This is a genomic window from Nitrosomonas communis (genome assembly GCF_001007935.1).
Lineage (GTDB): Bacteria > Pseudomonadota > Gammaproteobacteria > Burkholderiales > Nitrosomonadaceae > Nitrosomonas > Nitrosomonas communis.
This window is the reverse complement of sequence record NZ_CP011451.1, coordinates 1,850,806-1,864,081: the sequence shown is the minus strand read 5'-3', so window position 1 is coordinate 1,864,081 and position 13,276 is coordinate 1,850,806. Positions and strand designations below refer to the sequence as shown.

Below are 13,276 nucleotides of genomic sequence, written 5' to 3'. Positions count from 1 at the left end.
CTTCCCGCTGACTACGGCAGCGTACCAGGTATTAAGTTGCATGATCACTTGCCGTATAGCGAAATAGCATGAGGCATCCCAACCACCAGCAACCTCATCTCCACAATAGCCCGCATCGCTTATATTTCGCTGCCAGCATTACGCTCATCTATGCAGCGATAGAAGCCAGTGTGGGCTGGTGGGCGAATTCGCTGGCATTACTAAGTGATGCCGGGCATATGTTGACCGACACCAGCGCTCTGCTGATCGCCTCACTTGGGGCCTGGCTGGCGCAACGTCGCCCGACGCCACGCCATTCTTATGGGCTAGGCCGTGCAGAGTTCCTTGCAGCTTTAATCAATGGTCTATTAATACTGGTAATGGCGAGTATTGTTATCATCCATGCTGTCGAACGGCTGCAACAACCACTGCCCGTGCAAGGAGAGGTCGTGTCTACCGTGGCATTTATTGGTTTGGTACTCAATGTGCTCGTACTGTACCTACTAGGGCATAGTGAGACTGACTTGAACCAACGTGCCGCGGCATTACACGTTTTGAGCGACCTGCTAGCCTCTATCGTTGCCATATTGTCTGGGCTGGTAATCATCTTCACCGGTTGGACTTTAATCGACCCGCTGCTATCGCTGCTCATTGTCGCGTTTATCCTGTACTCCACTTTGCGTCTGTTGCGTGAAGTGCTGCATGGCTTGATGGAAGGTGTTCCCCTGGAGTTGTCGCTGACGACCATTGGCACTGAAATGGCAGCCCGGCCAGGAGTGTTGTCGGTACATGATCTGCATATCTGGTCATTGTCATCGCAGCAATTCGCATTATCAGCCCACGTTGTGCTGCTTGATCTCAATCAATGGGACAGTATTCTAGACGATTTGCGTCATATGCTATCGGAGCAATATGGCATAGATCACGTAACGTTGCAACCTGAAACCCCTGCACGTGTTGTACACTCTCCAAGCTGCTGAGCATGTGCATATAAGCAAGATATCATCGGGCTTATTATCTCCGTGCGATCATTACCTGCCTCGGTCAGTTTCACCTGGCCGTATTATTTATACTGTCTGAGGCTCGCCTTCGAGGCATGTGTGAACTATTCCCCGGAGTACCGATAAGTTATACCAAACAGTCATCAAAAATTGCACTTCGAATTTGAACCTGCGCAACCTTTAAGCAGTACCATTTTGCGAAATAACGCTTCGCACAAAATTTTATACCCACACCATCATGCCCATCTCCAACGGATGAGTCAGCAGCGGATGGTAGGGATGCATGCGTAAATAATATTCCTTCTTACCACATAACTCGGGCACATAATTCAGCTCAAACAAGTGTTCCTGCATTTCGTTTATTCCCACAAACTTGAAACGAACATGCTGGTAGCTGTTTAACCTAACTTTCTTATTCTCTTGATAAATAAGCAGTTCCACCACCACATCATCAGGTTGCAAACCGTTTAATTTAGCCGCCAATTTGAAATGTAGGGCATTGCTGAAATCAATCCGCTTACACGGCGTATCCTGCCGCCGTAGCGAAACACCTCCCCAAGCTGCACTTACTTTCGCCTTCCAGGCAGCGACTTTTTTGGCATTCGCAAAATTATCTTGAGCATAGTGCTCACCTTGTGCATGAGCACGAGCATAAAATTTTTTGATATATTCATTCACCATGCGCGTTGCGTTGTAGCGCGGCAGCAGAGAAGCCATGGAATATTTGGCCATTTTGACCCATTCAGCAGAATAGCCGAATTTGCCTCGGTGGTAATACATGGGAATGACCTGGTCCTGCAGAATTTCGTAGAATGCTTGACTCTCATCTTTATCACGCACACCAGCTTCAGTATCATCCGAAGCTGGTTTAACGGCCCAGCCATTTTTTCCGTCAAAGCCCTCTTCCCACCAGCCATCGAGCACACTCAGGTTGATCGTGCCATTGATCCCTGCTTTCATGCCGGAAGTGCCGCTTGCTTCAAGCGGGTAAATAGGGTTATTGATCCAAACATCCACGCCAGCTACCAGTCTTCTGGCAAGACGCATATCATAGCCTTCCACCAGCAATATCCGCCCTTCAAATTCCGGCAGTCGTGCTACCTGGCTAACTCTTCGAATCAAATCCTGGCCAGGAATATCCGCGGGATGTGCCTTGCCAGCAAAAACGAGTAATACTGGTCGCTCTGGGTCAAGCAGGATTTTTCTTAACCAGTCGAGATTCTCGAATAACAAGGCTGCACGCTTATAGGTTGCAAAGCGACGCGCAAAGCCCAATACCAATACATTGGGATTGATAGGATCAACCAATTCCAGGAGCCGATCAAGATGCGTCTCCGAGCCGCGATTGCGTCTATTCTGCTCGGTCAGGCGGGCACGAATACCGTAGAACATTTGTGATTTTAATGTCTGCCGCGCACTCCAGAACAAATGATCAGGAATCATATCAATACGTGACCAGAATTCAATGTCACACATTTTGTCGCGCCATTCATAGCCCAGATATCGATAAAATAAATTCGACCATTCCTGCGCTAAAAAAGTGGGGACATGCACGCCATTGGTGATATAAGTGATTGGATTTTCCTCTGGCTCAATTTGGGGCCAGAGATCGCGGCAAATACGGGCGGAGACATCGCCATGTATCTTGCTAACTCCATTATGCGTGCGTGACATATGGATAGCCAACGTGGTCATGTTGAAGTCATCACTACCTGGCATATGTCCCAATGCCATAAATTCTTCCCAGGAGATCTTCAAGTCATGACAAAATTCAGCAAAATAGTCATGCATGATAGCTCTGGAGAAGTGATCATGTCCTGCAGGTACAGCGGTATGCGTAGTAAAGATGGTATTGACAGCTACTGTCTCCATTGCACTGGCAAAATCCAGTCCCTGCTGCACCAGATTGCGTGCCCGTTCCAGCATCATAAAGGCTGCATGCCCTTCATTACTATGCCATACGGTTGGTTTAATCCCCATTTTCTGTAACGCACGGACTCCACCAACCCCTAAAAGGATTTCCTGCTCGATCCGCATATTTTTATCTCCGCCATAAAGCTGATGGGTGATCAAGCGGTCATGTTCAGGGTTTTCCGGTAAATCCGTATCCAGCAAATACAAGTTGACGTGGCCGATGATAGTCCGCCAGACTTTTACCATTACATTACGTCCCGGCAAGGCTATTTGTATATGGACTTCTGAGCCATCATCATGTAAAGCCGGCTTCACCGGCAGAACTTCAAAATCTGAATCAGTATAAATTGCTTGCTGATTACCTTGGGCGTCGATGGTCTGGAAGAAATAGCCTTGGCGGTATAACAATCCGACTGCAACCAATGGCAAACGCAAATCGCTTGCTGCCTTGCAGTGGTCTCCAGCCAGAATACCGAGCCCGCCAGAATAAACTGGAAGGCTTTCATGAAAACCAAATTCGAAGCAAAAATAGGCAATCCGGTCAGGTGGGCTGAAGCCTTCGATATGGTCGTACTGTAAGGGTTCCGCATGATACGCATCATAAGATGACAGCACGCTGTTATAACTGGATAGAAATGTTCGTTCAGATGCAGCCTTGTGCAGTAACGACTCATCGACTCGCCTGAGAAAAGCCTTAGGATTATGCCCGGCTGCTCCCCACAAGCGGGGATCAATACGAGAAAACAAACTACGTGTCTCACGGTCCCAGCTATATCTAAGATTATTGGCTAATTCTTCCATGCGCGATAGCCGAGCCGGTATTTTGGGATTAACAGTGACAGTAAAGGTTGTTTTATTAATCATTGAATGCTCTCCTTGCCGAGATAAATACTGAGACTATTAAGCGCTGATAAAATGCTCACGATAATATTTTAATTCTTTAATTGAATCATAAATATCTGCTAGCGCTTCGTGCTTACTTTCTTTATTCAACCCAGCCATGATTTCAGGTTTCCAGCGTTTCGCCAACTCCTTAATCGTGCTGACATCCAGATTACGGTAATGGAAATACGCTTCCAGCTGTGGCATGGCGCGAGCAAGGAAGCGTCGATCCTGGCAAATTGAATTCCCACACATTGGTGAGGTTGCTGGCGGAACATGATTTTGCAAAAAAGCGAGCATAGTTTCCTCAGCTTGCATTTCTGTCATCTTAGAAGCTTTAACTTTATCAATCAGTCCAGATTTAGCATGAGTCGATTGATTCCATTTATCCATACCGTCCAGTATAGCGATCGGTTGTGACACCACTAATACCGGGGCTTCGGCTACCACATTGAGTTGTGAGTCGGTCACGACCAGAGCGATTTCAATAATACGATCGCTATCAGGATTCAGGCCGGTCATTTCCATATCGATCCAGATGAGGTTATTGCTATCTTGTGCCATAATGCGTTTTCTTGAATTTTAAGAGATTGATTTTGTCATATTGAAAACTATCCGTCACTTAATGTTTAGTGAAGGGTAAGTATTTGTGAACAAATCAGCACGGCTGTGTTCCAATAATTGCGTTTTTTATTGTGACTTTTCTTTTATTTTGTTAAAACTTGTTTTGTGCGTGTTTTAGCAAAGTGTGCTGCGCTCGTTTTAGCGAAACTTGCTACGCTCGTTTTCACAAGGTTTGAGTGTTAATCGATTATATTTTCTATGCTATTTTGACTATGCAAACTTTTACTGCTGTATTTATTACTGCATTATTACTGACCACTGTTACTCAACTATGGTTAGCGATCCGCCATATCCGTCATATCCGTGCTTATCGCAACCAGGTTCCGCAAGATTTTGCCTCACAAATTGATCTTGCCGCTCATCAAAAAGCGGCTGATTATACTTGCGCTAGAACCCGCCTCAGTTTTCCCAGCACCTTTACCCATGTTCTTCTATTATTGATGCTCACGCTGGGAGGGGGACTCAATGTCCTTGCAAGTTTCTGGGCGAACTGGTTTACCGATCCGATCCCTCATGGCATGGCGCTCATTATCAGCACGGTTTTACTGTTAAGTGTGATTGAAATTCCATTCAGTTATTACCGGACTTTTGTTATTGAACAGCAATTTGGCTTTAACAAGATGACACCGGCTATGTTTTTTGCTGATCTGATCAAACAATATACATTAGGCTTTGTGCTGGGTGCACCCTTATTATTCGTCATGTTATGGCTGATGGAGAAAATGGGTGAGAGTTGGTGGTTTTATGCCTGGCTGGCATGGGTCGCTTTCAATCTCTTCCTCCTGGCTATTTATCCAACCTGGATCGCGCCGCTGTTCAACAAATTTTCGCCATTACAAGACGCTTCTCTCAAAGAGCGGATCGAGCAGCTTTTGTATAAGTGTGGTTTTGAATCAAGTGGTTTATTTGTCATGGACGGGTCACGCCGCAGCAGTCATGGTAATGCCTATTTTACCGGCTTTGGCAAAACGAAACGAATTGTATTTTTCGATACATTATTGTCACGCCTGGAACCATCAGAAATAGAAGCTATCCTCGCTCACGAGCTTGGCCATTTCAAACGCCACCACGTCATCAAACGCATTGTCTGGTCATTCATCGTCAGTCTGGCCTTTTTGTGGCTATTAGGTTATTTGATGCAGCAGAACTGGTTCTATCAAGGATTAGGCGTGACTGTCCCATCCGTTCCTTCCAACGCAATGGCGGTGCTACTATTTTTTCTCGTGATGCCCGTCTTTACCTTTTTACTGCAACCGCTGTCCAGCTTATATTCGCGCAAACATGAATTTGAAGCAGATGAATATGCGGCACAAAATGCTTCAGCCGCTGATTTGATTCAAGCGTTAGTGAAGCTTTATCAGGATAATGCAGCAACGCTCACCCCTGATCCAGTCCATTCCACTTTTTATGACTCCCATCCTCCCGCTGCGATTCGGGTTGCCCATCTCAAGAAATTTATTTCCGTATAGAGGTATTTATGGCTGATATCTGTGAGCTAACGAACAAGCAATGCAAACCCTGCGAAGGGGGTGTGCCTCCTCTTACTGCAGAGGAAGCAAATAAATTAATGCAACAGCTGGAAGGATGGTCGCTGATGACTAATAAAATCAGCAAAACCTTTGAATTCAAAAATTACTATCAAACCATGGCATTTGTGAATGCGGTGGCATGGCTTTCCCACCGTGAGGATCACCACCCCGACATGACAGTAGGCTATAACAAGTGTCAGGTCGAATACATGACGCATGCGATCGATGGATTGTCGGAAAATGATTTTATTTGTGCTGCCAAAATTGATTGGCTATTCAAAATTTGAGCTCAAAGTCTCCTTCTAAGACAAAACTTACTCAACCAATGATAGGCCAGGTCATTGCTAACTACGGCAGGCAGTATGGCGTCCAAACAAGCGATGGAGCATTGTTAACGTGCGTTATGCGCGGCAAAAAAGGCGGCATTGCCTGCGGGGATCAGGTTAAAATCCTTCCTACCACCTCGGGCCAAGGCGTGATAGAAACTGTGTTATCACGCTCAAGCTTGCTCTATCGCAGCGATGCGTTTCGTCAGAAACTGATTGCCGCCAACGTCACTCAGCTTATCATCGTAGTGGCTGTGGTACCGACTTTCAGCGAAGAATTAATCGATCGTTGTCTGATCGCAGCTGAGAATCAGCGGATCAAAGCGCTCATCGTACTCAACAAAGCTGATTTGCTCGAACAGGCCCGCACAGCAGCGGCTACGTTATCGTTTTATAGTTCGCTGGGCTACCCGGTTTTGACTATCAGTGCTACTCAAAATATCGAACCACTTCGACCTTATCTGCATGGTCACACCAGTGTGCTGACTGGCCAGTCCGGTATGGGGAAATCAACCATCATCAACGCATTGATGCCGGGTGCCAAACGCACCACGATGGAAATTTCCACTGCCCTCGATAGCGGGCGCCATACCACGACACACACGCGCCTTTATCATCTTGATTTGGACAGTGCCATCATTGACTCGCCCGGTCTGCAGGAATTTGGCTTACATCATATTGATAACAGTGAGCTGGTAGGCGGTTTCGTTGAATTCTACCCCTATCTTGGGCAATGCCGGTTCAGCAATTGCCGGCACATGACAGAACCGGATTGCGCCTTATTGCTCGCAGCTCAGGAAGGAAACATTCATGCGCGGCGTCTAGCGACCTACCAAAAACTGATAGCAGCCGCAGAAAAGCAGAAGACGTGGTAACAGCCGCTTCACATGCTATCAAACTGGGGCCAGCAATGACTGATAAATTTCACGATATGCCATCGCACTCGCCCGCCAGCTAAAATCCTTACTCATGCCATTTTTCTGTAGCTGCCGCCAAACCCGCTTATTCCGGTAGGCTATCACCACACGCTGGATACCCGCCAGAAATGCCTCCGGCGTCATACCATGGAATTGGAAACCACTTGCACTGCCATCTGCCAGGGTAGCCGCAGTACAATCCACGACAGTATCAATCAACCCACCGGTAGCATGGACCAGCGGAGGTGTGCCGTAACGCTGGCTATACATCTGATTCAGGCCACAAGGTTCAAAACGCGACGGCATCAGGAAGCTGTCCGCCCCTCCCTCGATCAGGTGAGATAGCGCTTCGTTAAACCCAATGTGCGCAGCTATTTTGCCGGGATAAGTATCTGTCAGTCTGACCAACTGCTCTTCCAGCATGGCATTTCCACTTCCCAGCAATACCAGTTGGGCGGGTATCTGCACGAGCTGCGGTGCGATCTGCAGGATGAGATCATAACCCTTTTGTTCGGTAAAGCGGCTGATAGCGGCAAACAGCAAAATATCACTGTCGACCTCCAGCCCCATTACCTGCTGTATCGCAAGCTTGTTCGCCTTCTTGGCAGCCAGGTTATTGCTGGAATAGTTTTTGTTGAGATGAGGATCAGTGGCAGGATCCCATTCCATCGTATCAATACCGTTGACGATGCCATCAATATGCTGACTGCGTGCCGCTAGTAATCCTTGCAAACCGAACCCAAGCGGCGCCTGCTGGATTTCGCGGGCATAACTGGGGCTGACTGTCGAAATACGATCAGCATAATAAAGCCCAGCCTTCATAAACGACAGATTACCGTAATATTCCACACCGTTCATATTATAACTGGCGGCTGGTAACCCCAATTGAGCCACTGTTTCTGGCGGAAAACAGCCCTGAAAGGCAAGATTATGGATAGTCATCATGCTAGCCGCTTTTTTCCCCGGATGAAAATGAAGGTAAGCAGGCGTGAGCCCACTTTGCCAATCATTGCAATGGACGATGTCAGGAAACCAAGTCAGCGGACTCGCATCACTTGATAGAATAGCCCCCATTTTTGAGAGCACGCCAAAACGCAAGACATTGTCCGACCAGCTTTGCCCAGCGGTATCGAGATAAATTCCGCCTTCACGTTGATACAACGCGGGACAGTCAATGATATATACCGGTACATTCTCCGAATAGTTGACTGACAGTTTAGCTGACCATAACGTAGTAGGTGGAAAATGGTGGAAATCATTGAAGGTGGCGATTTTCCGTTTGTATTTGAGCCCTGACATAACGGCGGGATAGCCAGGCAATAACAAGCGTATATCTACGTTAAATTCACGTAAAGCAGTCGGTAATGCGGCGCTGACATCACCCAGGCCACCAGTCTTACACAATGGATAGACTTCTGGTGTAATAAATAATACTTGCAGATCATGACGGGAAGAAGGGGACATGTTTGCTCAATAAACGGTTACATGGATAGCTGCTATTAGAGCCGTTCAAAAATCGCAGCAATCCCTTGCCCACCGCCTATACACAGCGTTACCAGGGCATAGCGTCCGCCTGTACGATGCAGTTCGTAGATCGCCTTGATGGATAAAATACAACCGGTTGCGCCAATCGGATGTCCGAATGCGACAGCTCCGCCATTGGGATTCGTTTTGGCGGAATCAAATCCGAGTTCACGCGCAACGGCACAGGCTTGCACAGCGAATGCTTCGTTCGATTCAATCACATCCATATCGGCGAGCTTGAGCCCTGCACGCTTCAGTGCCTGCTTGACAGCAGGGACCGGGCCGACTCCCATATAGCTTGGATCAACGCCCGCATAACCATGAGCAACGAGACGCGCCAACGGATGCAGATTCTTTTGCTCAGCTGTTCGAGCATGCATGAGCACCATCGCGGCTGCACCATCATTGATACCGGAGGCGTTGCCTGCGGTGACGGTGCCATTTTCCTCAAAGACGCTGGGAAGCTCAGCCAGTTTTTCCAGGTTAACTTGCTCGCGCGGATGTTCATCGGTATCGAACAGCGTCATTCCCTCTCGGCTGGGGATTTCGATAGGCAGGATCTGCGTTTTGAAGTAACCTTGCTTGATGGCAGCGATTGCACGCCGATGGCTTTCCATGGCAACTTGATCCTGCTCTTCGCGGCTGATTCCCCATTTCTTAGCGATATTTTCCGCCGTCACACCCATATGAACTTGATCAAACGGATCAGTCAAAGCGCCGATCATCATATCTACCGCTTGGCTGTCTTTCATACGCTGTCCCCAGCGCAGCGCCGGTAACAGATAACCTGCTCGACTCATCGATTCCACGCCACCCGCAACTGCTGCCTCAGTATCGCCTGACAAGATCAGATGAGCAGCGGATAGAATGGCCTGCAAACCGCTGCCACAAACTCGATTCAAGGTCAGGGCTGCAGTGGATTGTGGCAAGCCACCTTGCAGAGCTGCTACCCGCGCGAGATACATATCGCGTGCTTCCGTGTGGATCACCTGACCAAAAACCAGGTGACCAACCTCAGCAGGGTTAGCACGCGCGCGTGCAACAGCTTCGCCTACCACCTTTGCCGCTAAAGTAACCGGAGCAACACTCTTCAGCGCCCCGCCGTAATCCCCGATGGCGGTGCGCACCCCACTCAGTATCACAACCTCATGTGCTGGCACGAGACATCCTCTTTCTATTAGAGGTTTCTAAAGTACATATCTCGCCAAATCCTCACTTTGAGAGAGTTCTTTGAGACGCGAATCAACATAAACCGCATCGATGACGATCGCTTCGCCGCTGCGCTTGCTCGCATTGAAAGAGATTTCCTCCAGCAGCTTCTCCATGACGGTATGCAGTCTTCTGGCCCCGATATTCTCGGTTTTCTCGTTGACAAAATAGGCAATTTCCGCCAATCGCTTGATGGCATCCTCGGCAAAACTCATCTCGATCCCCTCTGTTTTCAGCAGCGCCTGATATTGCCTGGTCAGACAAGCATCGGTATTGGTGAGAATCTGTTCGAAATCGCCTGCGCTCAGACTTCCCAATTCAACCCGAATGGGGAAACGCCCCTGCAACTCAGGAATCAAATCGGAAGGCTTGGAGAGATGAAATGCGCCGCTCGCAATGAACAGGATGTGGTCAGTTTTGATCATACCGTACTTGGTAGAAATCGTAGTCCCTTCCACCAGCGGCAATAAGTCACGCTGCACTCCCTGCCGCGACACATCAGCGCCTGATGTTTCAGAGCGGCTGGTGATTTTATCGATTTCATCAAGAAACACAATGCCATTCTGCTCGACATTCTGCACCGCACGCAACTTCAGTTCTTCGTCATTAATAAGCCGTGCCGCTTCTTCTTCAACCAGGATTTTTTTGGCTTCACGTATCGTGAGTTTGCGCGTTTTCTTTTTCCCGCCCCCGATCGTCTGGAACATACCCTGAATCTGTGACGTGAGCTCTTCCATTCCTGGTGGTGCAAAGATTTCCATGCTCGCCTGTGGGATAGCAACTTCTATTTCTATTTCCTTGTCATCCAGTTCCCCTTCGCGCAATTTTTTGCGGAATTTTTGCCGGGTTACGCTGCTTTCCTCGCTCTCTGCTCGAAAATCGAGATCGCGCGCAGGTGGCAATAATACATCGAGAATCCGGTCTTCAGCACGATCTTCCGCCATCGGGCGCATTTTTCTGATTTCCCGTTCACGTCCCTGCTTGATAGCGGATTCCACTAAATCCCGAATGATGGAATCGACATCGCGCCCAACATAACCCACCTCAGTAAACTTAGTCGCTTCTATCTTAATAAATGGCGCATCTGCGAGCTTCGCCAAACGTCGCGCAATTTCTGTTTTACCGACACCGGTGGGACCAATCATCAGGATATTCTTGGGCGTGATTTCCTGCCGCAGCGGATCACCCACTTGCTGTCTGCGCCAGCGGTTCCTGAGCGCAATCGCAACGGCGCGCTTGGCGCTAACTTGGCCGATGATATGTTTGTCCAATTCGTGAACAATTTCCTGTGGGGTCATTTGTGACATAGTAATAGCTTCTTAGAAGGAGTAAATCAAATTAATCGAGCGACTCAATAACGTGAACCTGATTGGTATAAATATCAATATCACCTGCAATGGTCAATGCTTTGGCAATAATCTCCCTGGCAGGCAAATCGGTATTTGCCAACAGCGCCCGCGCCGCTGCCTGGGCGTAGGCACCACCGCTGCCAATGGCAGCCAGGCTCATTTCAGGCTCAATCACATCGCCAGCTCCAGTGATGATCAGAGTGGCCTCTCCATCCGCTACCACCAGCATTGCCTCCAGGCGCCGCAAAATACGATCGGTGCGCCAATCCTTGGCGAGTTCAACCGCAGAGCGCATGAGATGGCCTTGATGTTTTTCCAGCTTACCTTCAAAACGTTCAAACAAGGTAAAGGCATCTGCGGTTCCCCCTGCAAACCCTGCCAGAATTCTCCCATGATAAAGCCTGCGCACCTTGCGCGCGCTGGCTTTGGCAACGATAGAACCCAGCGTTACCTGACCATCGCCCCCCAATGCAACTTGTTTACCCCGTCGTACGGATACTATGGTGGTCATGTGTTTTAATCTATTTCTGAAAAAGAACAATTATAACGCTGATTGAGGAACGGTACGTAATCGAAATAGGAAATAGAAGTACCCAATCGATGAAAAATCAATGCGAAATAGTCACGTAATTTTTTGAAGATATTTAATCAGGCATACCCAGAACTGCCACAAGCTGAACTAGTCCATCTGCTTGTTTGACATTGAGATGTCTAAAAAAAGACATGTTGAATGGCAGCAAGAAACGGAAACGTAAGTATCTGTAATAAACAGTGTGCCGTTGCTTGGCCACAGTCAAATGAGAATTCTACTGACTAAAGAACCGTGCTTTTTTCTTATTCATTGCAAACTTAAAAAACACCATACCCCTAACTTTAAAACAATATTTAGCTTCATATAATAATATCGCAAGCTATTATTATTTAACATAAAACAGTCACAACTCATAATTTAATTGTTTTATTTTAAAAGATCTCTTGAAAGCACAAACTCTGGCCCAATATCCAAAATCGCTAAACAGCCGAAACGAGCAAAATTTATGAAAATTGAATAGCGAACAAAACAAATGTCAATAAACAATACCCAATTTCGATATTACGATAGCAATGTCTTGCGCTTGCCTGCTGACAAACGCAAGGAATATCACGAGCAAGTAGATCGTCTCATCAGTGAACTAAGCAAAAGACTGCACGATCAGACCGACATTAAAATTACCAAGGTAGTAAAGGCCGGATCGTTTGCGAAATACACCATTCTTCGAAAAACTTCGGAAGATCCCATAGATGTAGATGTGGTGTTTTATATCTCTGGTCGCAGTGTCGATAAGGAAACCTTGGAAAGCTTGAGTGAAACAATTTACAACTTATTGATTAAGCTTTATCCCAACAAAGCTGTTGACCACTTCGAAATTCAGCGAAAGGTAGCGAAAGGCAGCGACCGTCAAATTCATCAAGTCTGGCTTGAGTGTTGATATCGTTCCCGTAATCGAAGATCCAGCCAGACTAGGTTACGGATGGCAGTATGACATACACGACGGCTCCAAAATACAAACGTGTGCTCCTTGCCAAATCAAGTTCGTACGCGATCGCAAGGATGTTGATAGTGATTTCCGGACGTTGGTGCGACTGGCTAAAAGGTGGAGAAACTACACCGAGCTTAAACCACTGAAATCCTTCATCATCGAATTGATCATGGCCCATGTGCTTGCAAAGAATGGCAAGGACGGCTCAATCGAAAAATGCTTTCGTGACTTTCTGCTTTATATCGCTCAATCTGAATTGAAGGAAGTCATTTATTTCCCAGAAAATGGATCGGTGTACCCACAATTCTCCGATCCAGTCGTCATTCTTGATCCCGTATGCAATAGTAATAATGTCGCCAGCCGAATTAAGGACGAAGAACGTTTGGAAATTGTGCAAGCTGCAAACGATGCTTGGGAAATCGCACACTATGCGTCTTGCGAAAATAATATTGAAATCTGGAAAGAACTGTTTGGTCCTCGATTCAAGGTGGAGGACTAATTA

The 13,276-nt window shown here is 47.4% G+C and carries 12 protein-coding genes; 6 read left to right on the top strand and 6 right to left on the bottom strand.

The window, feature by feature from the left end; translation table 11 throughout:
• Positions 1-68 precede the first annotated feature (68 nt).
• The gene (locus AAW31_RS08515) at positions 69-959 is read left to right on the top strand and encodes a cation diffusion facilitator family transporter (RefSeq protein ID WP_046849911.1); all 891 of its coding nucleotides are present in this window, start codon (positions 69-71) and stop codon (positions 957-959) included.
• 243 nt (positions 960-1,202) lie between these two features.
• On the opposite strand, the gene glgP is transcribed toward AAW31_RS08515, so the two are convergent.
• The gene (glgP, locus tag AAW31_RS08510) at positions 1,203-3,758 is read right to left on the bottom strand and encodes an alpha-glucan family phosphorylase (protein WP_046849910.1); all 2,556 of its coding nucleotides are present in this window, start codon (positions 3,756-3,758) and stop codon (positions 1,203-1,205) included.
• A gap of 36 nt (positions 3,759-3,794) precedes the next feature.
• A complete protein-coding gene (gene orn / locus AAW31_RS08505) occupies positions 3,795-4,340 on the bottom strand; it encodes an oligoribonuclease (protein ID WP_046849909.1) in 546 nt (181 codons plus the stop codon).
• Positions 4,341-4,612: 272 nt separating this feature from the next.
• On the opposite strand from orn, the gene AAW31_RS08500 reads away from it, so the two are divergent.
• Genes AAW31_RS08500 through rsgA form a run of 3 tightly spaced genes read left to right on the top strand, consistent with a single transcriptional unit; the run spans position 4,613 to position 7,130 of the window.
• Positions 4,613-5,869 (top strand): M48 family metallopeptidase, encoded by a 1,257-nt coding sequence (locus tag AAW31_RS08500; protein ID WP_046849908.1) that lies wholly within the window; start codon positions 4,613-4,615, stop codon positions 5,867-5,869.
• Between the two features lie 8 nt (positions 5,870-5,877).
• Positions 5,878-6,216: a 4a-hydroxytetrahydrobiopterin dehydratase gene (locus AAW31_RS08495; protein ID WP_046849907.1), complete on the top strand. Its 339-nt coding sequence runs from the start codon at positions 5,878-5,880 to the stop codon at positions 6,214-6,216.
• 38 nt (positions 6,217-6,254) lie between these two features.
• A complete protein-coding gene (gene rsgA, locus AAW31_RS08490) occupies positions 6,255-7,130 on the top strand; it encodes a ribosome small subunit-dependent GTPase A (protein WP_046849906.1) in 876 nt (291 codons plus the stop codon).
• A gap of 18 nt (positions 7,131-7,148) precedes the next feature.
• Here rsgA and glgA read toward each other — a convergent pair whose 3' ends face one another.
• The 4 genes from glgA to hslV are packed head-to-tail and all read right to left on the bottom strand — an operon-like array spanning position 7,149 to position 11,765.
• On the bottom strand, positions 7,149-8,636 hold the full coding sequence (gene glgA, locus AAW31_RS08485) for a glycogen synthase GlgA (RefSeq protein WP_046849905.1): 1,488 nt from the start codon (positions 8,634-8,636) through the stop codon (positions 7,149-7,151).
• 35 nt (positions 8,637-8,671) lie between these two features.
• On the bottom strand, positions 8,672-9,856 hold the full coding sequence (locus AAW31_RS08480) for an acetyl-CoA C-acyltransferase family protein (RefSeq protein ID WP_046849904.1): 1,185 nt from the start codon (positions 9,854-9,856) through the stop codon (positions 8,672-8,674).
• Between the two features lie 27 nt (positions 9,857-9,883).
• Positions 9,884-11,212 carry an ATP-dependent protease ATPase subunit HslU gene (gene hslU, locus AAW31_RS08475; protein ID WP_046849903.1) on the bottom strand — a complete coding sequence of 443 codons (1,329 nt, stop codon included), beginning with the start codon at positions 11,210-11,212 and terminating at the stop codon, positions 9,884-9,886.
• Positions 11,213-11,243: 31 nt separating this feature from the next.
• Positions 11,244-11,765 carry an ATP-dependent protease subunit HslV gene (gene hslV, locus AAW31_RS08470; protein WP_046849902.1) on the bottom strand — a complete coding sequence of 174 codons (522 nt, stop codon included), beginning with the start codon at positions 11,763-11,765 and terminating at the stop codon, positions 11,244-11,246.
• A 553-nt stretch (positions 11,766-12,318) separates the two neighbouring features.
• Here hslV and AAW31_RS21935 point away from each other — a divergent pair.
• Positions 12,319-12,723, top strand: a complete 405-nt coding sequence (locus tag AAW31_RS21935; protein ID WP_200899757.1) for a nucleotidyltransferase family protein — start codon at positions 12,319-12,321, stop codon at positions 12,721-12,723.
• Positions 12,713-13,273, top strand: coding sequence for a CBASS oligonucleotide cyclase (locus AAW31_RS21930; protein ID WP_200899756.1), 561 nt, complete (start codon positions 12,713-12,715; stop codon positions 13,271-13,273). The genes AAW31_RS21935 and AAW31_RS21930 overlap by 11 nt, the downstream gene beginning before the upstream one ends.
• Positions 13,274-13,276 lie beyond the last annotated feature (3 nt).